Consider the following 23,641-nt stretch of genomic DNA (forward strand, 5'->3'; position numbering starts at 1 on the left):
CAATGTAACCCACTAAAAAACTTAACTTTTTAATTAATGGCGTAAACCCGCAGGGGCTGGCTTACGCCTAAATTCTGATAACGAGGTATTTACCATGGTCGATAAAATGGATTTGGCATTATTAAAACAAGAGATTGTGGATTGGCATGATCGAGCAAATGAAGCCTGTGATTTATTAAGAAACCATGCCGACGCAACAATCAAGTTACCTAATGGTATGGGGGATATTAAGTTTGAAACTAAGGATGAACAGACAGCCTTTAAGATTGGCGTTGTACTCGCTTATTCTCAGTTTGCCACATTACCTTTTGAAGTTGAATCTGATGAGGGTTCAAGTGATGAGTAAGAAAATTCAACAAATTAAAGTGGTTGGTGCCATTTTGGATGAATTAGCCCAACAAGTGCCTGGGTTGAAAATAAGCCAAGAACAGCTTGCTGTGGTCACCACCGCCGCAACCAATATTTGTTCTACATTTAAAGAGAAGAACTTATGTGATAGCTGTAACGATTGGCGTCGCGGTGGCTGTTCTTCTACGTGTTCAGCCTATGGTAAGGAGTCGCATCATGAGTAACAAAGAGCGCTACTTACAGAAAATCAAAAAGTTACTAAATAAGGCGCGTAATAATAGCAGCGCTGAAGAAGCGGCAACGGCATTACGCATGGCACAAAAAATGATGCAAGAGCACGGATTGAGTGAATCTGATGTGTCATTGAGTGAAGTTACCGAGTGTGAAACCCATAAAGTGCCATCTAGTGCGAAAAAGCCCCCTAGATATATGTCATATTTACTGCATGTGGTTTGCTATGCATTCGGTGTACGTCATTACTATAGTTGGCGCGGTGCTCGTCGTGTGGTTGTATTCTATGGTGTTGATGAACGTCCACAGATTGCCAGTTATACTTTTGAAGTGCTCTCTCGCCAGATTACAAAAGGTCGTAATGAATACCGTAATAGCCTACATAAAAACACCAAACCCAGTAAGAAAACTGACCTTGCTGATACTTGGTGTGAAGCTTGGGTAAATGGTGTTTGGCAGGCGGTAAGTGAATTCTCCACCACCGAACACGAAAATAATAAAATGGACGCCTTCCATGAGCGCCTAAAAGAAAAATACAATGCTAGCAGTGTAACTGTGCGTGAAACTCAGAAACACAAACAATCAGACCAAGCTGCATATGACGGCTATCAAGCAGGTAAAAAAGTACGTTTAGCTCACGGTGTTGATGGTCACAGTGGTCGTTATCAGGGGAAACTACCCTCAATTAAATTTACGGGGGTACATGATGGGCATCAGTAAAGCGCAATGGTCTGAAATTGAAGAGAAATTAAAGGAGTATTTTGGCTGCGTTAAGTTTCAATATCAAGATACTGAGGTATGCGTAATTCGTACTTATGCGGGTGAGGGAAAGACAAAGCTAACGGTCTACCTGAATGGTCAGATTTGTGCTGGATGGGGGTGGACAAGTTGCGACGTGTTTAATCCTTTGGTTGAATTTTTTTGGTCTAAACGTTCAGCTTCCATTTATAAACCTAAGCAAGTTAGAGAGTTTGAAAAAATTTTTGGTAAAAGAGGAGCTAAAAAAGAGGTTCCTAATCTTCACAAGAAGATAACGTGGTATCACCCCTGCTTCAGTAAAGCATCTGCACTTGTTCGACAGTTTAAGCGTATTGAAGGGCTATCTTTGATAACTGAAAGTCAAGGTGACTCATTATGACTAATTTAAGGAAAGCCTCACAAGCAGCGGCGCGCAAGCGCCGCCAAAGAGCGAGACAGCAAAAAGATGGCTTGCACCGTATGGAGATTGCACTGAATGATAAGGAAAATGAAGCGTTAGATTATCTTTGTGTGCATCGCAACCCTGGGCGTCCACCCTATGACCGTAACGAATTAATTTCACTGTTATTATTGTGCAGCTTAGAGCAGCTAAAACGCCAGCAAGCCAAGTTAGGGATATGCGAGCACTGCAAAGAACAAATGCCGAATCATTGTGATGGGTTGTTTATGGGGCAATCTAATTGCTGGTTAACACGTGATGCACGTAAACTTAATCTCACTAGCGTGACTGGTCACGCTAATTTAGAGGAGACGGAATAATGACATCCCCTAATGCAAAGATATTAATTGGTATCATTAAAGCAGCTCAACAATACCTTAAATTGGATGATGAAACCTATCGAAGTATCCTTGTTCGTATGACGGGTAAAAACTCCGCTAAAAAGTTAACGCTAGACGAATTAAGCCAAGTTCGTGATTATCTTCATGAACAAGGATACCCAAGAAAATCGGCAAAGAAATACGGTCGTAGACCAAACGTACCTGCTACCCGCGAGTCGATAATCAGCAAGATTGAAGCATTACTTGCTGATGCAGGGAGACCTTGGGAGTATGCGGAATCGATGGCTAAGCATATGTTTAAGCGTGAAAAAATTGAATGGTTAACGTTTGATGAGTTATCTAACTTAATGAAAGCCTTAATCATTGACGCAAAACGGAGGGCGAAAAATGGATCTCAAATCCGTTGAGCATTTACTCCCTGATACATTACGCCATATTGCGGGCTTAATTGGGTATCCTGATACCTTAAAGCTGATAGAAGTTTTCGGTGGTACAACGTTTGTATTCACGAAAAGTACAGACACAGAGCGCTTTAAGCTTTTATCGCACGCGATTGGTGAGCAAAGCGCAATCATGCTTCAAACTCATTTTGGCGGTACTGAAATTTATATTCCCAATGCCTCAGCCGCTATGCGTGAATGGCGAAATCAACGATTTATCAGTGAATATAACGCCCTTTTAAAGGGCGGTTTATCAGGTGTTAAAGCCGTTATAAAACTGTGCCCTAAGTTTGGTTTTAGTGATCGCCATGCATGGGACTTATTATCACGCTATAAACAATCTGCTATCCTAACTATAGAGCAACAAAATTTATTTTAGGAGATTCAACTTCATGAGCAAGGAAAACAGCATTGATACCCCAAAACGTAGATATGCTAAGTATTTAATTAAACGTGTAACTTTAATCTTTACGGTTATTTTGATATTTGCAGGAATTGATTATGGTGTTAACTCCACTGTGGTAGGTTTACCTAAATGCAGTTCAAATGAAGTCATGGGTGTATTACATAAGATATTACCAGCAGGCACATTTATAAAAAATCCCCAACAATATGATTCTGATGTATTTGGCGCGACTAGATACTGTAGAGTTACATTAGATGATCAAATACGGAGTTTTAAAGTTACATGGTATAGTGATAATAAAGATACTTTTATTGTGAGTTTTATATAAACCACTGAACTCCTTCAACACGCCAAGCCCCAAGAAAAATGAAATACTGAACACCTTCCTTTTGGAGGGTGTTTTCATTTTAAGGGGGTAACATGCAAACAACTATCGATGAAGCCGAACTTGAACGGCTCGAAACGCTCTTACCAGATTCAGCTAAACAGCTTATTGATGTTATTGGTTATAACGCCACATCACGACTCATTAGCCGCTTTGGTGGCGTCACTCTTGCTGGTGTGAGTGGTGAAGCGGTTGAGCGTACCGGAGGTGTCCACCGCCTACTGCGTGAAGCCTTAAATGAAGACGAGTGCAAGCAGCTCTTGCACTACATTGGTAAAACTGCGTTTTATATTCCGCGATGTGAAGAAGCCTTTCGCCAAATTCGCAACCAACGCTTTATCAAAGAGTTACTAACGTTGGGTGAACAAGGTCGTTCGCGTCGCCAAGCAATGGCATTACTGTGCCCCAAATACGGATTTAGTGACCGTATCGGTTGGAAGCTATTGCGCGACCTTGATGCGGAGAAAGCAGCTCAAGACCGTTTATTTGATTGATATCTGCGTGTCTTTTATGACACACTAAAAACCCCCTTTAGGGTTTGGTATTCAACTGCTGAACCCCTTCCAACACTCCCGATATTCCTATCTCTTTATACTCAAACTCTCTTATTTCTGATTGGGTTTTTCGTCCATTTCCCTCGGTTTTTTTGGAGGATGTTATGTGAGCGTTAGGAGGTTGCCATGAACCCGATCTCTTTCCTTGAAAAGGACAGAAGCATGGATGAAAAGATAACCCAGATCATTACTCAAATATCGTATTGGTTCGCGGGTCTGGGGTTATTTTTTAGTGGCTTGTCATTGTATGAGTGGGGATTTCTCATTGGTGTGTTTGCCAGTGTGCTGCTTGGGACATTGACCTATCTCTTAAATCGCCGAGAGCAAAAGCGTCGAACGCGCATTTTAGAGAACTATTTCTCGAATAAACCCGTTTCTCATGAGGATGCCGAAAAGCTGATTGAAGCATCCATCAAATCCCCCAAGGATTTATAACATGGATATGAAGCAGCGTTATCTCTCTGCCGCCGTTGTGGCGTTGATTGTCGGTGGAGCCAGTGAAAGCCAGATATTTGACCAATTTATCAAAGAAAAAGAAGGTAACTTCACCACCGCTTACCAAGATGCAGGCGGGATTTGGACGGTATGCCAAGGCGTCACCCGTATTGATGGTCGTCCGGTCAAGCCACGTGAAAAGCTCACTGATGCACAATGCGAACGCTTAAATGCCATTGAGCGTGACAAAGCCATTTCATGGGTACAAAAACACGTTCCATTGTCTCTCACGCCGCCACAAATCGCAGGTATCGCGTCTTTTTGTCCTTACGACATTGGTGCAGATAAGTGCTTTTCATCCACGTTCTACCGCAAGTTACACGCGGGTGACATCGAGGGAGCCTGCAAGGAGATCCCCCGTTGGGTCTTTGATGGTGGGAAAGATTGCCGAAAAACCCAAGGGCAACCCGGCGGCTGTTATGGTCAAGTGATCCGACGTCACCAAGAGGCTGAGTTGTTGTGTTGGGAGTTAATGCAGGTAAACACCACATGGACAAAGCCATGAACTCAATCGCAGAAAACACATTAACCCGCTCGTTTAAAGTCGCTTTAATTATCGCGGCATGGCTGTTATTCGCGATAGGCGCAGCGGCTGGCGCTGTCTTAGCACGTTATCACTACAACGGCATTATTCAGGCGAACCAGTCTCAATATGATAAGAATTTAAAAGCCATCTCCGATGAGGCGACGGCGGCGACTCAGCAAGCCAATGCACGTATGCAGCAAGCTCAGCGAGAAAAACAACGGTTAGATGAACGTTATGCTAAGGAGTTAAGTGATGCGAAAAAAGAGTCTAAAGCTTTACGTGATGACCTCTCTGCTGGTCGTCGCCGGTTGCAGTTCGCCAAAGCCGACCTTGCAACCTGTCAGCTCACCGCAAGCCACAGTTCCGGCACCCGCACCGTGGGCGATGGAGCCGAAATCCGATTCTCTGTCGAAGCTGGACTCCTTGTTGAAGATATCCGAGCCGGTATCCAACTAGACCAGGCCAAGCTTGACTACTTGCAAGACTACGTCACCAACGTGGTGAATGAATGCCGTCGAGAGGTGACACCATGAAGATGACGCCTTTATTACGACGCTGTATGCCCGTGTTAGCCGCTATCACCATCCTGATGTGCGCATTTATTTTTCTGAGTACAGGGTTTTGGTTACGTGTTGTCAGTACCTGTGACCGCGTGCAAGCCCTCAGCAATCGACCCACTTATTTAGACGGCCTAGTTTGCCGTTATCACGATACCCATGAGGCTATCAAGCCTCCATCCTCAAGGAGTTTGCGATGAAAAAACGCCCACAAAAAGGACGCAAAAAAGACGTTTTAATTGCTATTAACAGCCAGTTAAACCGCATTGAAAGCAACATTAATCGACAAATGCAAAGCATGGATGAGCAAATCGAACTCATCCGTGAAGAAGCAACTAATGGCGCGATTAAGCGGGGTTATGTCGCGGGCGCTATTTCAGGTGGTGTAACAGCCTGCGTGGTCAGCACGGCGTTGATTTTAATCCGTGCCAAGATGGGCTTGTAATTATGGCGTATCCGCAGGAGACCCGCGATAAGTTACGTCGAGCCTATATCTTTAGTCAGTTATCTCTTGAGGTGGCTGCCAGTCAGATAGGCGTAGCGTTTGTCACCGCCCGACGCTGGAAGAAAGAAGCCCAAGATAAAAATGATGACTGGGACAAAATGCGCGCTGCGCACATGTTAGCCGGTGGCGGCGTTGAAGATGCAGGTCGTGCGGTATTGATGAGCCTCGTTGTGCAGTGTCAAGCGGTGACTGAGCAAATCAATACTAACCCTGATATTCCGGCGGATAAGCGTGTTGAGCTACTCGCGAGCCTTGCTGATGCGTTTAATAAAGCCACGTCCGCCAGTAAAAAGATACTGCCTGAAACTGATAAGTTGGCAACCGCCATCGATGTGATCCAACGGTTCGGGCAGTTTATCAGTGACAAGTACCCACAACACAATGTGGTGTTTGTGGAGATTTTAGAAGCCTTTGCCGAAGAATTGGAGCGTGCGTATGGATAAGAACCCCAAAAAAGATTTGTTCTCGCCGAATAAAACTGAAATGCGGATGGAATTCGTTGCGGATTTGGTCGCTTATTTACGGGAAAAGTATGGTGATGAAGCTTGTGATTCTACAGTGATGCCCGAATTGCTTCTCACGGCATCACTGGTATTAAGTGGTAAATATCGCACTGAGCAGTGTTTTAAACCACAATCATAATAATTGTGTTACCACGCCCCATCTTTGCGTGGGTTAGTTCTGACGCGAGGGGCTGAGTTTATTTTTTCGGTTAAAAAGGTTGTTTTACAGCGTGGGCATTGGAGGGTGTGATGAAAAGTTTCTGGCTGACCCGGTTGCAATATCGACGCGATATGTTCGTTGTTGCAGTGGGGACAAAGGTAATGAAGGGGTTGCGTCCCTGCTTGGGATGGTTTGAGTTTAAACACCGTGCTGCCACTACTGAAAGTATGCAGTTCATAATCTTCAAGTTTTATCAGATGATTTTTAAGCTCTATCAATTCGCGTTCTACCGCGTTTTTTTGGCTCAAGATCGTCTCATACTGTTGGTGCGCAGCAAGCACTTGGCCTTGTAATTGAATAAGCTGCGGATAGATATCGGATTCCACTTTCATGATAGAGAGTGACTCTTTGGTATCAATCGCACCTTTAACAGTATTAATCACTTTTTTCAGGCTGTCATAGCCCGGAATAATATCGGTAATACTCATGAGATTTCCTTTTATCAATGGGTCATAATAGATTTAGCAACAGGTCATCATAATGGCAAAAAAGGTTTCGTTAAAAGAGTTTAAAGCCTCACTCCAGGACTATATCACCGAACTACGCCAAACCATTGAGGCAGAGTGTTTGGGCTTTGATGCTGACCCCAAGGCGGCTGAAGCCAGGCGAGCACAGGTTGCGGATGTCGAAAATGGCTACAGCTTCTTTGTGGAAACCTATTTCCCGCACTATGTACGCCATCACTCTCGCAGTCAGTTACATGATTATCTTTTCAGCCGGTTACCTGCCATTGTTGCGAGTGTGGATGCTGAAAGTGACGCCATCGCCGCGCCGCGTGGTGAGGCTAAATCCACGCTAGTGAGTCAACTCTTTACGCTGTGGTGCATTATCCGTGAGCTGAAAAAGTATCCGGTCATCATTATGGACAGTATCGACCAAGCCTACCCGATGCTCGAAGCCATCAAAGCCGAACTGGAATACAACCCAAGACTAAAAAATGATTATCCCGATATCTGTGGTCAAGGGCGCACTTGGCAAATGGGGACTATCGTCACCCGCAATAACATTAAAGTCACGGTTGCCGGTAGCGGTAAAAAACTGCGTGGTTTGCGGCATGGTCCATATCGTCCTGATTTAGTGGTGCTCGATGATATTGAAAACGATGAGATGGTGCGTAACCCTGAGCAGCGGGATAAGCTGCATAACTGGTTAAAAAAGACCGTCATGCCGCTTGGTGAAGCCGGGGGTAAAACCGACATCGTTTACATCGGGACTATCTTGCATTATGACTCGGTACTCTCTCGTACCCTCAATAATGCGATGTGGCGAACGGCGCGGTTTAAAGCCATTCTCCAAATGCCTGCCAATATGAAATTGTGGGATGAATGGGAAACCTTGATCCACAATAAACAAATTGATGAGGCTGAGCGCTTCTACCATGAGAATGAACCTCTAATGTTAGAAGGTTCGATAGTCTCTTGGGCGGCACGTCCACTGTTAACCCTCATGAAAATTCGTGCGCGTGACGGTCATGATACGTTTGACTCCGAATACCAAAATGACCCCGTGAGCGGTGAAGATGCGATTTTTGCAGGCTGTATTACATGTTGGTCAAACCATCTCTCTGATTGGATTTTTTACGGGGCATGTGACCCAAGCCTCGGTAAGCAGAATAAAACCCGTGACCCATCGGCCTTGCTCGTGGGCGGATTCAATCGCATGACAGGTATCCTCGATGTGGTTGAGGCAGATATCAAACGGCGTTTACCTGACCGTATTATCTCTGATGTGATTGACTATCAGCGCGAATACGGCTGTTTAACGTGGGCGTTTGAGTCCATCGCTTTCCAAGAGTTTTTACGTACCGAATTAGTGAAGCGTTCTGCGATGTTGGGGATACCCGTTCCTGCTATCCCTGTCATTCCAAACAGTGATAAAGCCCTGCGTATTGAGTCATTACAACCTCATATGGTCAATGGGCTTATTCGTTTACACGCAACACAACACACGCTGATTGACCAACTGAGACACTTTCCCAAGGCTGACCATGATGATGGTCCTGATGCCTTACACATGCTTTGGTCTTTGGCGGTTTCTCGTGCAGGTAACACCGATATTCAAACTCGCCCCCGCCGACCTGAAGGTCGACGCTTTGGGTCGGGTGCTTGGTAGGAATTTATTATGTCAAAAATTGTGGATATACACGGTAACCCATTACAACGTGAAGTTTTTAAAACGTCACAAACCGTAAAATTAGCACGGATGAGTCGCATTTATCCTGATCATCCCTCACGTGGACTCACTATCCGTAAGCTTCCGCGTATCTTACAAGCGGCTGAACGGGGTGACTTGAGTGCGCAGGCCTGCCTCTTTGGGGATATGGTCGAGCGTGACGGCCATATCTTTGCCGAAATGGAAAAGCGCAAGAATGCCTTATTAACGCTGGATTGGTCGATTGAGCCACCGAAAAATGCCACCAAAGCCGAGCTAGACATGACCGCGAACGTGCAAGCCTGGTTTGATGCGATGCCTGAAATTGAAGATATTATCCTCAATGGGATGGAAGCGGTGGGGCATGGGTTTAGTTGCCAAGAATTGGAATGGGATCGTCTTGATAACACGTGGTTACCCAAAGCCTTGCACCTGCGTCCCCATTATTGGTTCCGTACCTTACCTGAGCAACGCGACGAAATTCGCCTCAACACCGATGAAATGAACGGCTCGGAGTTATGGCCGTTTGGTTGGCTGGTGCATCGTCACAATGCCCGTAGTGGGTTTATTGCCACCAGTGGGTTATTCCGCGTTCTCGTCTGGCCGTATCTGTTTAAAAACTTTTCGTTGCGTGATTTTGCTGAATTCTTAGAGATTTATGGCTTGCCTGCACGGATTGCCAAATACCCTGCGGGCACATCCGATGAGGACAAAGATAAACTGTTAGATGCACTGGTTAACTTGGGGCATGATGCGGTTGCAACGGTTCAACAAGGGACAGACATCAACTTTGAAAGCGCCGCAGGGGGTGGCTCTGACCCGTTCATGGAAATGATTGCCTGGGCTGAACGGACACAATCCAAAGTGATTTTAGGAGGGACATTAACCTCACAGGCGGACGGAAAAAGCTCTACCAATGCCCTCGGTAATGTGCATAACGAAGTGCGCCACGATTTAAAAACCGCCGATGCTCGCCAGCTTGAAGGCATGTTTCGCCAGCTTATTCAAATGTTATTGGCACTCAATGGCTATCAAGACGTGAATCCGCGTCGTTTACCGCGTTTTGTGTTTGATACCCGTGAAGCGGTTGATTTACCGCAGTTTGCTGATGCGGTGGGTAAGTTGGTAGCCGCAGGTGTGGAGAGTATCCCTGTTTCTTGGGTGCATAAGAAAGCCGCTATTCCGCAAGCCCAAAAGGATGAACCTGTATTGCAGGCGCCCCAAGCCCTGCCGTTGTTACCCACACCATTAAGCTATGGTCGTTCACGTCACGGGTTGGGCGTGCTGAGTCAAACGGTAGAAGCAGACGGAATAGATCCCGCACAAATCACCCTCGATAATGCACCGCCGCAGTCTGACACCATTGGGGCAGCCATGAGCAAACTCTTAACGCCAATGGTCGCCGCACTCAAGCAAGGTCAAAGCGTGGATGACGCCATGAATATTATTGCGCAAAGTTACCCGCTCTTAGATGACAGCACGCTTCAAACGTTATTGAGCCAGGCTATCTTTGTGGCGGATGTATGGGGACGTCTCCATGCCGACAGCTAAACAAGCGGTAGATTTGCGCTACGCCATGAGCCTCCCCCCTGCGGAGGCGATTGCTTACTTTGAAAGTAAGGGCTATATACTGGGTTATCACCACTATGATATTGAAGCGCAAGCCCACGCCAAAGCGTTTACCGTGGCGGGTGTACTCAAATTGGATATCTTGCACGATATTCGCCAAGCGTTAAACGAAGCCCTTGAAAAGGGGGAGACCTATGCCGACTTTGAACGACGCCTCATCCCCATTCTTGAACAAAAAGGCTGGCTCGGGAAAGGTTTGGTTGCGGATATGGATACGGGAGAGCTGCACGGCAAGCGTTTAACGCCACGTCGATTAGACACGATATTTCAAACCAATCTGCAATCGTCGTACATGGCAGGACGTTACAAGCAGCAAATGGCAACCGTCGAGGAGCGCCCTTATTGGGAGCGCGTGGGGATTATGGATAATCGTATTCGTCCTTCTCATGCGGCACTCAATGGGTTTATTGCCCGCTATGACGATCCGATTTGGCAAACCATTTACCCGCCCGATGGTTATCGCTGTCGCTGCCGTGTGCGCACGCGCAGTGCTGAAGATGTTGAGCGTTTGGGTTTGATGGTGCAATCCTCTGAGGGGCGCTTGGTAGACGTTGAGCAAGAGTACGGCGTGCCAGGTGAAACCCGAACCGTCACAGGCTTTAAAAATCCGAAAGACGGTCAAGTGTATACGCCTGACCCTGGTTTTGGTTTTAATCCTGGACAAGTCAGCTATCAACCTGAATTAGATAAATATCACCCGACGGCAGCAAGCCAATACATCACCGGCTCTCTCACAGGCGCAGATTTCCGATTGGGGTATCAAGAGGCAGTGCAAGCCCCGACACCGAACCCCGCGCAACGTTATCCCATCGCCGCACGCCCAAGTGTAACAGGGACAACGACGGATGCCGTCTATGTGGATGCGCCAACGATGAAAGATTTGGCTCAGCACGATATTGAACAATTAGATTACTTGTTTGTGCAAGAGATTATCGAGTCACCCCAAAGAACACGATTGGGCGATGATGGGAACCAATACTATGCAACGCAACATGATAAGCGTTGGTGGGTCGTTGAAGTCAACGGTAATCAATTGCAGCGCGTCACTACGCAAACTGACTTTTGAGGTCAATATGATCACGATAAAAATTGATACGCGAGAATATGAAGCTGCACTGCAAAAGTTGGTTGATGGCATCAAAAGTCGCGCCCCCTTGATGCGTAAATTAGCAGGAATGATGGCGGATGCCGTTGAGGAAAACTTTGCCCAAGAAGGTCGTCCCGCGTGGTTGGGTTGGAGTCCGGCTTATGCTCGCCGCCGTGCCGGTGGTCGCATTCTGCAAGACAGTGGACGACTAGCCAGCAGCATCGGTCAATACAGTGATAATGATAGCGCTGTCGTGGGAACCAATGTGAAGTATGCCCGCATCCATCAGGAAGGCGGTGAGATTAATATACCGGCACGGAGTCAGCAGGCGTATTATCGTCAGCGTAAAGATGGCACCGTTGGCAATCGCTTTGTGAAAAAGTCCCGCAGTAACTTTAGTCAGTACCATACGTTGCCAGCGTATAAAATTAAAATACCCGCGCGTCCGTTTTTGCAATTGGATGAGTGGGATCAATATCGTATGACATTGACTGTAGAAGACTATCTCACCCGATTGATTGAGTAAGTCCAAATAGTGCCTGTAAGACGCTGTGAGCGATTATCACTATTTAGAGTGTCATTGTTCGTGGTGAGGTGTTTAAATCGTTTTTAAATGGGGTTTAAATGCGTTATCGTAGCGCTAATGAATCGATAGTCTCTTGACCCCACCTTTTTTAATTTCCTCTCGAGTGCTGAACCTCTTCACACACTCCCCCTTATTGGCAGTTGCTATGCTGCCAGCATGAAAAAATACATTGCCGCTTGTGTCGCTGAAATCCTCAGCCAAAACCTTAACGAAATCCAGCTTTTCCCCGCTGGTGAGTTCCGTGCTGTCGATGGTCGCCCGTTTGAATGTGACCACTGGCTCATGACCCGTGAGCTCGCCGACGTTTTAATTGCACAAGTTGCGGCACGTCAGACGCCGTATGTGATTGATTATGAGCACCAGACGTTGCGTGCCGCGACCAATGGACAGCCAGCGCCTGCAGCGGGTTGGTTTACGGCGTTGGAATGGCGCGAAGGCGATGGACTGTATGCCGTCAATGTGGAATGGACGGACGCGGCAGCGGCTGCCATTAAAGCCAAAGAGTACCGCTTTATTTCCCCTGTCTTTAATTACGACAAAAACGGTCATGTGACAGCCTTGCTTCATGCTGCCCTGACCAACACCCCCGCAGTAGATGGTATGGATGAAGTGATGCTTGCCGCTGCTTCTTCGTTTGCTGCACTTTCTCAACCCACCGAAGAGGATCTCACTGTGGATGAAGAACTCATCAAAGAGCTACTCAGTAATCTGCGTTGGATGCTGAATTTGCCTGCCACCACCACGGCAGAAGATATCAAAACGGAACTGCAAAAAGCGATTGACTTGATTTCAAATGGTCAAGGCACGACCGTCGCCGCCAATCAAAGCCTCGTCGATTTACTCAAAGGCAAAGAAACCTTGATTGCTGACCTGTCCAGTAAAGCCTACGACCCAACCAAACATGTACCACTTGCAGGCTATCTTGAACTGCAAGCGAAGTACAACGAAGCATTGAACGCAGGTCAGCAACAGGAAGTGAGTGGTCTGATCCAGGCCGCGCTCAGTGATGGACGTCTCAACACGACCATGAAAGATTGGGCGGAAGACTTAGGGCGTAAAGACCCTGACGCACTTAAAGGTTATCTCGAAAAAGCCACCCCGATTGCGGCATTAACACAACTGCAATCCAAGGGTAAAGCGCCCACAGGTGCAGAGAAAAGTACCTCTGTGACCACGGAGCTGACCGAAGACCAGTTGGCGATTTGCAGCCAATTCGGGCTTGACCCCGAAGAATTTAAAAAACAGTTGGGAGAGTAACTCATGACCCAAGATAGAAATACCCCTCACCGTGACGGTGAATTGTTTGCGGTACGTTGCGCTGCTGCCGTGCGTATCTACGGCGGGCACATTGTGTGCGCCAATGCCGACGGGTTTGCTGTCCCTGGTGCACCCGGTTTAACTGTGCTGGGTGTCTCGGATGATTTTGCCGATAACCGCAACGGCAAACAAGGCGATATCAGCGTGATGGTACGCCGCCAAAAAGCCTTTTGTTTTGGTAATGATACCGCCAAGCCTGTCAAGCAAGCCCATGTAGGTAAATTGTGCGACGTGAAAGACTCAGTAACCGTGTGTGAAGCCGATAAAGCCAGCACCACGCCAGCGGGTCGCGTGTTAGAAGTCACCGATGATGGTGTCTGGGTCATGATGGGTTAATTAGGAAAATAGCATGATTGTGAATAAAGCGAATATCAGTGCGTTATTTGTCAGTATTAATATGACGTTTAATAACGCGTTAAAAGACGCCCCAAACACGTGGCAAAAAATTGCCATGAAGGTGCCGTCAACCGGAAAATCAGAGCAGTACAGTTGGTTATCCAACTTCCCTGCGATGAAGCGTTGGGTGGGTGAAAAAGCGGTTAAATCACTCTCCGCCCATAAATACACCATCGAAAACGATGATTGGGAAGCCACGATTGAGGTTGACCGCAACGACATCGAAGATGACAGCACAGGACAATATGCTATTCAGGCGAAAGGTGCAGGTCGTTCTGCGGGTATGTTGCCTGATGAAATTGTCTTTGAAGTGTTGAACCTTGGCTTTAAGCGTCCTTGCTATGACGGTCAATACTTCTTTGATACTGACCATCCAGTGGGTAAAAACTCAGTCTCCAATAAAGGCAGCAAAAAGCTGTCTATCGAGTCATTGGCTGCGGCAATGGCGTCTTACGGTGCAGCGCGTACCGCCCTGCGCAACATGAAAGACGATGAAGGTCGTCCGCTGGATGTGAACCCGAATATTTTACTGGTTCCACCGGCACTGGAAGATGTCGCGAATGCCCTCATGACGGCTGACCGTTTAGAAGATGGCAAAGTGAACATCTACAAAGGCACGGCGGAAGTGGTGGTCTCGGCGCGTATCACCTCCGATACGGCGTGGTTCTTGCTGGACACCACTCAAGCTGTACTGCCAATCATTTACCAAGAGCGCAAAGCACCTGTGCTGGTTGAGCAAACCGACATGAACAGTGATGGCGTCTTCAAGCGCAAAAAATTCCTGTTCGGTGCCGAAGCGCGTGCCGCCGGTGGCTATGGTTTCTGGCAATTAGCCTATGGTTCGACAGGGAGTGACGCATAATGCCGATTATCATTACCGCTAAAGTCAATGGGTTTCGTCGCTGTGGGATTGCGCACAGTGACACCGCGACGGAGTACCCAGACGACCACTTCACCAAAGACCAGTTAAACGTGCTGCAATCTGAGCCGATGCTTGTGGTCTCTGTGGGTGACGCGGGTACAGAAAAAACACAGCCTGATGCGGGTGCAGAGAAACAAATCAGTGTATTGAAAGCGGAAGTGAAGCGCCTGACGGATGAAAATCAAGCCTTACACGCAGAGCTTGCTCTGTTAAAAACGCCTAATGTGTCCGCAGAGCCATCCGAAAATAAAAAATCGGATGATAAACCCGCACCGAAAGGCAAGTAAGGGAGCCTGCTATGTACGCCACACAAGATGACATGCTGAAAGCGTTTGGTGAGCGTGAATGCGTGAGCCTCACTGATGAAGCCATGACAGGAAAAATCAATGCTGAGGTAATGATTTATGCGCTGGAACGCGCGAGCAGTGAAATTGATGGTTATCTTGTGGGGCGTTACTCACTCCCGTTCGCCGATGGAGCACGGATATTAACGGGGCGATGCTGTGATATCACCCGTTATCATCTAGCGACAACGTACAAACTCTCAACGCAAGAAATTCAAGCGCGTTATGACGATGCCATTCGCTTTTTAGTTAAAGTAGCGGAAGGCAAAATTAGCCTGGGTCGCTCGGATAATGGACAAGTGATCCAGTCATCCTCGCAAATGAAATTTGGGAGTAGCAAACGTCAGTTCGGTCGTGATTCAACCGGTGGAGGTGCATTTTGATCACCCAAATTGAAAGTGGGATCATCCAACGCCTTACGCTCGGTATGGGGCATATGTTACGTGAAATTGCCAGCTACAGCGGTGAACTCGATGTGGATATGGGCAATATCGTCCGTGCGTTTCCGGCTGCCTGGGTCACGTTCGGTGGTATCACGAACAGTAAATACACCAGTATCAGCCGCCAAAAAGTGATTGTCACGGGTAAGTTTGTGGTGATGGTGGGTGATTATAACACGCGCAGTGATGCCGCAAGCCGTATGGGGGGCGCTAACCTCAATGAGGTGGGCACCTATCGACATATACACGGTGTTCGTCGTTTGTTAACGGGACAGGATTTAGGGCTGACCATCGACCCATTAATGCCTGGCGTCGTGAGAACCCTTTACAACACACAAGTTAATGAGCGAGCACTGTCTATTTTTGCGTGTGAGTTTGAAACACGCTGGCATGAGGATGTGCTGAAAAATGGTGAGTGGCCGGAGTTTACCCAGAACCCCGAAGATGCGGACAACCTCTTTAATCGTTATCGCGGAAAGGTTCAACAGCCTGACCCTGATTTACTGCGTGTGGGTTTGCACTATGACCCACCTGGCGTAGGCAGTGTTGAAGAGCCTGCTGATTTAGTGCCGACAAGGAAACCCACACTATGAAGACGCTTTTCGTTAAAGCCTCGCAAGGCTTACGAGTGTCATTTGAACACCAACACCGCCGCTATATTACTGACGCGGAGGCAATCTCTGTTCCTGATACCGCGTATTATCGCCGCCTGTTGACTAATGGTGATTTAGTCTCGGTGAACAAAAAAGCCAAAAACAAAGGACAAAAATCATGACAGTAACCTTTGATACCATTCCAGGCAGCATCCGCAAGCCAGGGAAATATCTTGAGTTCAATACGCGGATGGCAACCCGAACGCTGCCAGGTAACCCGCAAACCTTATTAATCATTGCGCCCATGCTCTCATCGGCGCAAGTTGCCCCGTTAACACCCATTGATATCTATGATGACAGTGTGGCTGGGACTGCGTTTGGTGAGGGTTCACTGGCGCATCTCATGGCGAAATCAGCTATCAGCGCGAATAATTATTTGCAGCTTCAAGTGATAGGGATTAAAGAAGCCATTGCCGGTAAAAAAGCCACTGCAACCGTGACCATTACCGCACCCGCCACGCGCGGTGGCACGCTCTCCTTATCGGTATGTGGTGAACGTTTGGATATTCCCGTTAAAACTGCCGACACGGCTAAGTCGCTGAATCAAGCCGTTTTAGGGGCGGTCAATGCGCGCAGTGATTTACCTGTCATCGCGAGCTTAGAGGGGAAAGAAAATACCGCTCTGACACTCACGGCGAAACAGTCTGGGGCTTGGGGGAATGATATTGCCCTTGACGTTCAATCCACGGCTAAGGGTGTCACTGCAACCGTGACCGCCATGCAAGGCGGTGAGAATAATGCGGATATTCAGCCTGCTTTGGATGCGGTTTTTGCGGCGGGTCATGACATCATTGCCCAGCCGTTTAGTGATAAGGACTCACTCTTAAAACTGCGTACCCACCTTGAAAAAGTCAGTGGTGCATTAGAGCAACGTGGCGCAATTGGTGCGGCAGGATGGACAGGCACATTGAGCACGGGCACCACCTTAGCCAGTGATATTAATGATGGTCGGACATCTATCGCATGGTATCCCGGCTCAGTGAAATTACCGTGTCAAATCGCGGCAGCCTACGGCGCAGTCATTGCGTTTGAAGAAGACCCCGCGCGTCCTCTGAACACCCTTGAGCTTAAAGGCTTAGATATTGCGCCAGTGACTAAACGTGCAGGACGCAATGAGCAAGAGAACGCCTTGCACAATGGCTTAACACCGCTTGAAGTTGGCGCAGGCAACCGCGTGCAAATTGTGCGAGCTGTCACCACCTACACCCGCAATGTGGAAGGCGTGGAAGATACTGCGCTGTTGGATTTAACCACCATTCGTACCTTGGATTATACCCGTAAAGCGTGCCGTGAGCGTCTCTCTCAGCGTTTTCCGCGTGAAAAACTCAATGAGCGTACCCGTGCGAAAGTGCGTTCCGAATTGCTGGATGTACTGATTAAGCTGGAAGAGGAAGAAATCCTCGAAAACGTGGAAGAAAATAAAGGAATGCTGTTGGTTGAGCGCGACGGTAAAGACCCGAACCGCCTCAATGCGGCTATCCCTGCCGATGTTGTCAATGGCTTGCATGTGTTTGCGGGTCGTATTGACTTGCTCGTCTAAGGAGAACTCGAATGCTAGAAGAATATGCAGGTGCGATTGTCCTCGAAATCGATGGTCGTGAAGTGGAAGTCACGAGCATGGATGTTCAACAATCCACGGGGCGCAAACTGGTCAAAACCATGAACAAGACCGGACGTGCCAAAGGGTATATGCAGGGAATTGAAACCATTGAATTATCCATTTCGGTGGTGATCCCTTTAAATGGTGATATCGATTGGGCGTCCATAGTCGGCGCGAAGCTGACCCAATACCCGATTAGTGGAACCGGCGGTAAGCGTATTTCGTACCTCGACTGCTTTGTCACGGAAGTTGGTGAGAAATACTCCGTGGATAACGAAGCCCAGCGTGACCTCAAACTGAACGCACTGCGTAAGGTGGTGGAATAATGGCTGATGTAAAACCCCTGATGCTACTTGATGGCATCGACCATGGCGGCAAGCGTCACCTTGAGTTTGCGGTCAAAGTGCCGGTGATGCGTGATGTGTATGACGCTCTCGATGAGACCGAAGAGGCTTGCGGTTCAACTGAAAGTAAAGGCGCTGACCTCTACTATCGTATGGCGTTGACTAAGCGCTCCCTCACGCAATTGGGCGATATTCCGCAAGAGGATATCACGACGGACTTCTTGCTGGATAACCTCACTAGCTTGGATTACGACGTGATTGACAGTGCTATTGATGACGCAAAAAAAAAGCGGCGCGAAGCGAACAAAGACGCGACAGCTTCCGAACCGTCGTCTTAGCCCTCGGTAAGTACGGATTTACTGAGCAGCAATGCCTATCAATGAGCCGTCCAGCCTTGGACGGCTATCTCGATGCGTTAAACCGCCTGCATGGCGGTAAGTCACCTTCTACAAAATCACAAACAACACGCGTCAAATCCCGCCGCCAACGCAAGCAGAAATCTAAACGAGGTTAATCATGGCGAAAGAATTTAAACTATCAATGGTCATTTCCGCGCGTGATGACGCTTCTAAAGCAATCACCAAAGCGATGCGGGGTAGCACCAAAGAAAGCCAGAACGCCGAAAAAGCCCAAGAGAAACTCGGTAAGCGCCAACGTACCACCTCAGAAGAAGGGATTCGCCAGAATCGTGCATTAGGCGAAGAGATCAAACGCCAAAACCGTGCCAGGGAAACGCTTGGCATTCGTGCTGAGCGTGCGATACAGCGTGAAATTCAGCAAACTGTTGCCGCATACAACCGCCTTGCACGTAGCGGTACACTCTCCATTGATGAACAATCCCGGGCTTATGAGCGTATGCGCCAGCGTGTAAGCCAGCTCAAAACCGAGATGCAAGGAATGAGCAAACTGGCTCGCTTATCGGATATTGGCGGAAATTTAGCGCAGATTGGCGGTGCGATGGTTGCAGGTGGTATGGCTGTTGCACAACCCGTAAAAAAACAGATGAGTTATAGCCGAAGATTAGCCAATATGAGTAATGTCGCCTTTAATGATCGTGATATCCAAGGGCGTATTGAAGGTAAAAAAGAGCTTGACAGTATTATTCAAGATTCTATAGCCAAAGGGGGAGGAACAAAAGAAGAAGCTGCTAATCTTCTTGGTGGATTACTTGATAAAGGTGTTTTTAAGCTTGAAAAAATCAAAGAGTTAATGCCACTTTTACAGCAATATTCGACCGCTACAGGTGTTGGCGGTGAAGAGTTAGCAAAAGTTGCCGAATCATTGAAAGAATACGGGATCACCTCTGCTGATGAAATGATGAAGGTAATGGACGCTGCTATTCGTTCTGGTCAGGAAGGTTCTTTTGAATTCTCGGATATGGCGAAATGGCTACCTGAGATTTTATCTAAAGCTAAAGTGATTGGTTATAGCGGGTCTGAAGATATTGTTAAGTTATTAGCTTATAGCCAAGGGATGATGAAGAACGTCCCAACAGCCGATACCGCAGGTAATAACTTTGTTGACTTATTAAACAAAGTGCCTAGTCAAGAACTCGCCACTAGAGCTAAAGCTATTAAAGTGGATGGCTACGGCATTGATATGGCGGGGACATTAACACAAGCTCTATCAAAAGGTATTGACCCTATTTCGGCTTTGGTTGGGCTTACTGATGTTATCGCTAGACAAAATCCTGAGTTTAGAAAGCTTGAGGAGCAACTATCAAAAACAGATAAGAACTCGCCCGAGCATCAGAAATTGCTTGAGTCACAACGTCGGATTCTTGAATCCTCTGCTATTGGTCAATTAATCGCTGACCAACAGGCACTTCTGGGGCTTTTGGCTGCTCGTGAATATCGAGGGTATATAAAACAAGTTGAAACTGAAAGTAAAAAACAACTTTACTTACCAAAAGGTCAAGGTGAGGGCTACGTTTCTTATGGGGTAATAGCGCAAGAAAATGACTTTAAAGTACAGCAAGCTAAAGAGCAAGGTGATTTTGCCGAGATGGGCGCGGTAAAACCGTTGTCAGACTCTTTGGGAAATTTGGCAGATAAATTCACTGATTTTAGCAAAGAGTTTCCGATGCTAACCACTGCAGCTATGGGGGCAAAAACAGCCATTGATGCGATGACCCAAGCGGCGGTTGCCTTTGCTGCCTTGAAGTTTCTACTTGGTGGCGGGTCTGGATTAGGCGGTATCTTGGGGGGTAAAGGCACACCTAAGCCGGGCATGTTCAACCCTATCGGTGGGGCTGGAACTGGCGGGCTTCCTGTTCATGTTACGAACTGGAAAGAAAGCGGGTTTAATAGCAATCTATTTGATAAAAACTTACTTGGGAAATTTGGCGTTTATTCAGAAATACTGATGTACATGCTAAATGAAAAAAATACCGAAGATAACATTAAGTCACTTGAAGATAAGCGAAATAAAGAGTTCACCGATGAAGGGCTAGAAGGTTCCAAATATCCTTATTTGCCCGCAGGTCTTGATATCTGGCTACAAAAACGTGACCAACGGCTGGAAGATAAACCTATCAGCGTTAGCCCCTATTTAAAGGGTGAATCTGCATCGCCTTTTCTTAACAATGAGCGAGCCATCGATAAAGATGTGATCACCTTCGATACCCTTGAAAAATCTGGCGTGCTTCAACCTTTACTTGATTTGACTCAAGCCCTCAAAAATCCACCGCCGCCACCCGTTATTGAAGTGCGTAGCGTGGTCGAACTCGACGGTCAACAAGTGGCTGAGTCGGTCAATCGCGTCAATGGACAAGATGCCGGTCGTTCTACTGGAGGAATGTTTCCATGAGTTGGCAATCTGACTTACAAAATGCCTCATTTCGCGGGGCGCGTTTTGATGTGTATAACACCAAAGACAGCATATCGCGTGACGTTTCCACCCATGAATACCCGTTTGTGGACGGTGGCGATGTGATGGATTTGGGGCGTAAACCGCGTAATTTTCGCATCAGTGCGGTGCTATGGGGTGATAACTACAAGCGGGATATGGATAACCTGATTGCGGTGCTCGATGAGCCGGGTAAAGGCGAATTAATTCACCCTGTTTTTGGCTCAATCCCCAACGCACAGTGCATTGAGTACAGTATCGGTCATGAAGCCGATAACATCGATAGCTGTACGTTAGAGTTGGTGTTTCTCGAAGGTACGACAGGCACACAACTGGCAGAGGCACACCCTGAGCAGCTCGGTGATGATATCTTTGACAAGATAAATCAGCTTTCAGAGCGCATGAGTGATTTATTTGAGCAAGTCATGGCTCCCGTAAATAAGGGATTGCGCTACCTTGCTAAAGGAAAAGCGGCACTTTCAGGCATGATGAACACCTTAATTATCATGCGCGGTGATTTTAATGGTGCATTCAGTGATGGCGTGAATTACCTCAGCTATCCGCGCGCTTTTATCAGTGATTTGCAGTCGGTTTTAGATGTCCGCACCAGTGCTGTGGGCGATTTATTGAATTTAAAGTTCCCTGGTGTGATTAATTCTAATCAAAGCGCTGGATACAAAGGCTATACCTCGCCTGTCATGACCTCGACGACACCACAAAATGGCTATTTACCAAGTGCCTCGACGTCAGTCAATGTCGAGCAAGGCATTAATGCAACGACCTTACTCTCTGCGTGGGGCGATAGTGTTGCAGTGGTGAATGAGTTGGTCAATCTTCCTGCATTACTGGTGCAAGATGAACTTATTGCCACCGTACCCATGCCGAATAATGCGCAATTATCCGACGTCCAAGATTTAATTGCGTTGTATCAAGTGGTTGCGGTATCTGAAATCGCGGCTATCACAGTGCAAGTATTGTCTGACCCTATCCAGCCTGAACAAATGTCATTAGATGATATCGAATTGATGGTGAATACCGTCCGAGAACTCACGTTACAGGCGATTAGCACTCTTCGTCAGGACTACGAGCCACGCACTCAATCCATTAGCTCAGATGCGGAGCCGATTGGCTTACTGTGGCACGGTGTGGTGACGTCATTAAAAGAGGTGGCATTAGGTGTACAGACGCTGGGCTTGCGGGTCATTGAGAAACGCCCGCCATTAACTCGCAGAACACTGACCACTGAGACTAATTTTCATTTATTAGCCCATGCCTGGTATGGTGACTATCGCCGAGCCAGTGAATTACAGCGCTTAAATCCGCGCACACGTAACCCGAATCACTTGCAAGCAGGAGATATCATCAATGCCTACGCAAGATAACGCCCCATCTCAAGATAAAATCACTTTGTTAATTGGTGGTCAAGCTCACAGTGATTGGCAAACCTACCGCATTGACAGTGACTTTTTGAAAGCAGCCGATGCCTGGCAACTTTCGTTAGGCTTGCCCGATGCCATCTTTCCGGTTGATGCTGTTCGTGGGGCTGCTGTAAAAGTCAAAATGAATGATGATGTGATTTTATCAGGGCGCGTGGATGCCGTAGTACGTGATGTATCCCGCCGTGGTGTTACATTGAGCCTTTCTGGTCGTGATGACTCCGCAATTTTAGTCGATTGTGCCGCCCCAATCTTCAGCGCCCGTCAGCTCAGTTTGGATGAAGTGATTGCCAGTATTGTGCGCCCACTTGGAATTAAAAAAATCCGTATTCAGGCTGATGGCGTGACACGTAATGACCGCGTGCATATTGAGCCTGGTGAGCGTGCATGGGACTCACTCATGAAAGCGGCTGCGGGGCGTGGTTTACATCCGTGGTTTGATCCCGATGGGACATTGGTCATAGGTGGTCCTGATTATAATCAACCGCCAGTGGCGAACCTTATTATGCGACGCGATGGACAAGGCAATAATTTAATTTCACTGTCCGATAGTCGCAGCATTCAAGGGTGTTTTTCTGAGCTGATGATCCTCGGACAAAGTCACGCCACATCAACCAGTAATAAAAAATTACCGACTAAACCTGTTGACGTGGATGTCCCTAATAGCTCATCACCAAAAGCATATGCAATGACATTTAATGCCATAGACGATGATGATGAACCTGCGGCGGTATCCAGCGCATCCGGTCAACACAATATGAAAATTAAAGTGACTGACCCTACAGTGCCATACTATCGCCCGCAAATTCTGACCTCGGGTGATGTTGATAATCAGGAGCAGCTTCAATACCGCGCCAAAAAAGCGATGGCGGATGCGCGCCTATCTGGGCTAGACATTGTTGCCGAGGTCTATGGTCACCGAACACCAGACGGCAAATTGTGGACGCCAGGGCAACGTGTACGTATCCAAAGTGAATTACATGGCATTGACGATATTTTCTTTTTAATGGGACGCACGTTCATTGGTGGTCGCCCAGGTGGTGCGACTACACAGTTACGCTTCAAAGAAGATGCTGTGTGGATACCGGATGCATTTCCTAAGCAACCTAAAGGCAAAAAAGGCAGCAAAAAGAAAGGGAAAGACCAAATTAGAGCGGTTGATGTGAGTGGAGGCAATTAA

At 47.3% G+C, this 23,641-nt stretch carries 34 protein-coding genes; 33 read left to right on the forward strand and 1 reads right to left on the reverse strand.

Annotated features, from left to right (window positions below):
• The first annotated feature begins 94 nt into the window (after window positions 1–94).
• From PSF16_RS04740 to PSF16_RS04815, 16 genes are all read left to right on the forward strand, one after another.
• Window positions 95–346 carry a hypothetical protein gene (locus PSF16_RS04740; protein WP_272688860.1) on the forward strand — a complete coding sequence of 84 codons (252 nt, stop codon included), beginning with the start codon at window positions 95–97 and terminating at the stop codon, window positions 344–346.
• Window positions 339–572 (forward strand): hypothetical protein, encoded by a 234-nt coding sequence (locus tag PSF16_RS04745; protein WP_272688861.1) that lies wholly within the window; start codon window positions 339–341, stop codon window positions 570–572. The genes PSF16_RS04740 and PSF16_RS04745 overlap by 8 nt, the downstream gene beginning before the upstream one ends.
• A complete protein-coding gene (locus tag PSF16_RS04750) occupies window positions 565–1,299 on the forward strand; it encodes a DUF2786 domain-containing protein (protein WP_272688862.1) in 735 nt (244 codons plus the stop codon). Before PSF16_RS04745 ends, PSF16_RS04750 begins: the two co-directional genes overlap by 8 nt.
• Window positions 1,283–1,717, forward strand: coding sequence for a hypothetical protein (locus PSF16_RS04755; protein ID WP_272688863.1), 435 nt, complete (start codon window positions 1,283–1,285; stop codon window positions 1,715–1,717). Before PSF16_RS04750 ends, PSF16_RS04755 begins: the two co-directional genes overlap by 17 nt.
• On the forward strand, window positions 1,714–2,097 hold the full coding sequence (locus PSF16_RS04760) for a hypothetical protein (RefSeq protein WP_272688864.1): 384 nt from the start codon (window positions 1,714–1,716) through the stop codon (window positions 2,095–2,097). The genes PSF16_RS04755 and PSF16_RS04760 overlap by 4 nt, the downstream gene beginning before the upstream one ends.
• Window positions 2,097–2,525: a gp16 family protein gene (locus PSF16_RS04765; protein ID WP_272688865.1), complete on the forward strand. Its 429-nt coding sequence runs from the start codon at window positions 2,097–2,099 to the stop codon at window positions 2,523–2,525. The genes PSF16_RS04760 and PSF16_RS04765 overlap by 1 nt, the downstream gene beginning before the upstream one ends.
• Entirely contained in the window at window positions 2,506–2,937 is a 432-nt protein-coding gene (locus PSF16_RS04770; RefSeq protein WP_272688866.1) for a Mor transcription activator family protein, read from the forward strand. Before PSF16_RS04765 ends, PSF16_RS04770 begins: the two co-directional genes overlap by 20 nt.
• A gap of 13 nt (window positions 2,938–2,950) precedes the next feature.
• The gene (locus tag PSF16_RS04775; protein WP_140186147.1) at window positions 2,951–3,292 is read left to right on the forward strand and encodes a hypothetical protein; all 342 of its coding nucleotides are present in this window, start codon (window positions 2,951–2,953) and stop codon (window positions 3,290–3,292) included.
• 92 nt (window positions 3,293–3,384) lie between these two features.
• Window positions 3,385–3,843, forward strand: coding sequence for a mor transcription activator family protein (locus PSF16_RS04780; protein ID WP_272688867.1), 459 nt, complete (start codon window positions 3,385–3,387; stop codon window positions 3,841–3,843).
• Between the two features lie 186 nt (window positions 3,844–4,029).
• Window positions 4,030–4,338 carry a potassium channel protein gene (locus tag PSF16_RS04785; RefSeq protein WP_272688868.1) on the forward strand — a complete coding sequence of 103 codons (309 nt, stop codon included), beginning with the start codon at window positions 4,030–4,032 and terminating at the stop codon, window positions 4,336–4,338.
• Window position 4,339: 1 nt separating this feature from the next.
• Window positions 4,340–4,903 (forward strand): lysozyme, encoded by a 564-nt coding sequence (locus tag PSF16_RS04790; RefSeq protein ID WP_272688869.1) that lies wholly within the window; start codon window positions 4,340–4,342, stop codon window positions 4,901–4,903.
• Entirely contained in the window at window positions 4,858–5,457 is a 600-nt protein-coding gene (locus PSF16_RS04795) for a lysis system i-spanin subunit Rz (RefSeq protein ID WP_272688870.1), read from the forward strand. The genes PSF16_RS04790 and PSF16_RS04795 overlap by 46 nt, the downstream gene beginning before the upstream one ends.
• Entirely contained in the window at window positions 5,454–5,681 is a 228-nt protein-coding gene (locus PSF16_RS04800) for a hypothetical protein (protein ID WP_272688871.1), read from the forward strand. The genes PSF16_RS04795 and PSF16_RS04800 overlap by 4 nt, the downstream gene beginning before the upstream one ends.
• Window positions 5,678–5,926 carry a hypothetical protein gene (locus PSF16_RS04805; RefSeq protein ID WP_272688872.1) on the forward strand — a complete coding sequence of 83 codons (249 nt, stop codon included), beginning with the start codon at window positions 5,678–5,680 and terminating at the stop codon, window positions 5,924–5,926. The genes PSF16_RS04800 and PSF16_RS04805 overlap by 4 nt, the downstream gene beginning before the upstream one ends.
• 2 nt (window positions 5,927–5,928) lie before the next feature.
• Window positions 5,929–6,429: a DUF1804 family protein gene (locus PSF16_RS04810; RefSeq protein WP_154601473.1), complete on the forward strand. Its 501-nt coding sequence runs from the start codon at window positions 5,929–5,931 to the stop codon at window positions 6,427–6,429.
• Window positions 6,422–6,628 carry a hypothetical protein gene (locus PSF16_RS04815; RefSeq protein WP_154601472.1) on the forward strand — a complete coding sequence of 69 codons (207 nt, stop codon included), beginning with the start codon at window positions 6,422–6,424 and terminating at the stop codon, window positions 6,626–6,628. Before PSF16_RS04810 ends, PSF16_RS04815 begins: the two co-directional genes overlap by 8 nt.
• Window positions 6,629–6,636: 8 nt before the next feature.
• Here the strand turns inward: PSF16_RS04815 and PSF16_RS04820 are convergent, their stop codons facing one another.
• A complete protein-coding gene (locus tag PSF16_RS04820; protein WP_154601471.1) occupies window positions 6,637–7,137 on the reverse strand; it encodes a hypothetical protein in 501 nt (166 codons plus the stop codon).
• 52 nt (window positions 7,138–7,189) lie between these two features.
• Between PSF16_RS04820 and terL the strand changes: the two genes are divergently transcribed.
• The 17 genes from terL (at window position 7,190) to PSF16_RS04905 (ending at window position 23,641) form a co-directional block, all read left to right on the forward strand.
• The gene (gene terL, locus PSF16_RS04825; RefSeq protein ID WP_272688873.1) at window positions 7,190–8,821 is read left to right on the forward strand and encodes a phage terminase large subunit; all 1,632 of its coding nucleotides are present in this window, start codon (window positions 7,190–7,192) and stop codon (window positions 8,819–8,821) included.
• Between the two features lie 9 nt (window positions 8,822–8,830).
• The gene (locus PSF16_RS04830; RefSeq protein ID WP_272688874.1) at window positions 8,831–10,411 is read left to right on the forward strand and encodes a DUF935 domain-containing protein; all 1,581 of its coding nucleotides are present in this window, start codon (window positions 8,831–8,833) and stop codon (window positions 10,409–10,411) included.
• A complete protein-coding gene (locus PSF16_RS04835; RefSeq protein ID WP_272688875.1) occupies window positions 10,398–11,555 on the forward strand; it encodes a phage head morphogenesis protein in 1,158 nt (385 codons plus the stop codon). Before PSF16_RS04830 ends, PSF16_RS04835 begins: the two co-directional genes overlap by 14 nt.
• Window positions 11,556–11,562: 7 nt before the next feature.
• On the forward strand, window positions 11,563–12,102 hold the full coding sequence (locus PSF16_RS04840; protein WP_272688876.1) for a phage virion morphogenesis protein: 540 nt from the start codon (window positions 11,563–11,565) through the stop codon (window positions 12,100–12,102).
• A gap of 216 nt (window positions 12,103–12,318) precedes the next feature.
• Window positions 12,319–13,419: a phage protease gene (locus PSF16_RS04845; RefSeq protein ID WP_272688877.1), complete on the forward strand. Its 1,101-nt coding sequence runs from the start codon at window positions 12,319–12,321 to the stop codon at window positions 13,417–13,419.
• A 3-nt stretch (window positions 13,420–13,422) separates the two neighbouring features.
• Window positions 13,423–13,815 (forward strand): hypothetical protein, encoded by a 393-nt coding sequence (locus PSF16_RS04850; protein ID WP_272688878.1) that lies wholly within the window; start codon window positions 13,423–13,425, stop codon window positions 13,813–13,815.
• Between the two features lie 13 nt (window positions 13,816–13,828).
• Window positions 13,829–14,737, forward strand: coding sequence for a Mu-like prophage major head subunit gpT family protein (locus tag PSF16_RS04855; RefSeq protein WP_272688879.1), 909 nt, complete (start codon window positions 13,829–13,831; stop codon window positions 14,735–14,737).
• Window positions 14,737–15,084, forward strand: coding sequence for an HI1506-related protein (locus PSF16_RS04860; protein WP_272688880.1), 348 nt, complete (start codon window positions 14,737–14,739; stop codon window positions 15,082–15,084). Before PSF16_RS04855 ends, PSF16_RS04860 begins: the two co-directional genes overlap by 1 nt.
• Before the next feature lie 11 nt (window positions 15,085–15,095).
• Window positions 15,096–15,524: a gp436 family protein gene (locus PSF16_RS04865; RefSeq protein ID WP_272688881.1), complete on the forward strand. Its 429-nt coding sequence runs from the start codon at window positions 15,096–15,098 to the stop codon at window positions 15,522–15,524.
• The gene (locus tag PSF16_RS04870; protein ID WP_272688882.1) at window positions 15,521–16,174 is read left to right on the forward strand and encodes a DUF1834 family protein; all 654 of its coding nucleotides are present in this window, start codon (window positions 15,521–15,523) and stop codon (window positions 16,172–16,174) included. Before PSF16_RS04865 ends, PSF16_RS04870 begins: the two co-directional genes overlap by 4 nt.
• Window positions 16,171–16,356: a hypothetical protein gene (locus PSF16_RS04875; RefSeq protein WP_272688883.1), complete on the forward strand. Its 186-nt coding sequence runs from the start codon at window positions 16,171–16,173 to the stop codon at window positions 16,354–16,356. The genes PSF16_RS04870 and PSF16_RS04875 overlap by 4 nt, the downstream gene beginning before the upstream one ends.
• Complete coding sequence (locus tag PSF16_RS04880) at window positions 16,353–17,774, forward strand: phage tail sheath C-terminal domain-containing protein (RefSeq protein WP_336313810.1); 1,422 nt, start codon at window positions 16,353–16,355, stop codon at window positions 17,772–17,774. The genes PSF16_RS04875 and PSF16_RS04880 overlap by 4 nt, the downstream gene beginning before the upstream one ends.
• Before the next feature lie 11 nt (window positions 17,775–17,785).
• A complete protein-coding gene (locus tag PSF16_RS04885; protein ID WP_272688884.1) occupies window positions 17,786–18,160 on the forward strand; it encodes a phage tail protein in 375 nt (124 codons plus the stop codon).
• A complete protein-coding gene (locus tag PSF16_RS04890; RefSeq protein ID WP_272688885.1) occupies window positions 18,160–18,516 on the forward strand; it encodes a hypothetical protein in 357 nt (118 codons plus the stop codon). Before PSF16_RS04885 ends, PSF16_RS04890 begins: the two co-directional genes overlap by 1 nt.
• 178 nt (window positions 18,517–18,694) lie before the next feature.
• Window positions 18,695–20,986 carry a phage tail tape measure protein gene (locus PSF16_RS04895; RefSeq protein ID WP_272688886.1) on the forward strand — a complete coding sequence of 764 codons (2,292 nt, stop codon included), beginning with the start codon at window positions 18,695–18,697 and terminating at the stop codon, window positions 20,984–20,986.
• Window positions 20,983–22,407 carry a DNA circularization protein gene (locus PSF16_RS04900; RefSeq protein ID WP_272688887.1) on the forward strand — a complete coding sequence of 475 codons (1,425 nt, stop codon included), beginning with the start codon at window positions 20,983–20,985 and terminating at the stop codon, window positions 22,405–22,407. The genes PSF16_RS04895 and PSF16_RS04900 overlap by 4 nt, the downstream gene beginning before the upstream one ends.
• Window positions 22,391–23,641 carry a phage baseplate assembly protein gene (locus PSF16_RS04905; RefSeq protein WP_272688888.1) on the forward strand — a complete coding sequence of 417 codons (1,251 nt, stop codon included), beginning with the start codon at window positions 22,391–22,393 and terminating at the stop codon, window positions 23,639–23,641. Before PSF16_RS04900 ends, PSF16_RS04905 begins: the two co-directional genes overlap by 17 nt.

The sequence above is a fragment of the Providencia sp. PROV033 genome (genome assembly GCF_028484855.1).
Taxonomy (GTDB): domain Bacteria; phylum Pseudomonadota; class Gammaproteobacteria; order Enterobacterales; family Enterobacteriaceae; genus Providencia; species Providencia alcalifaciens.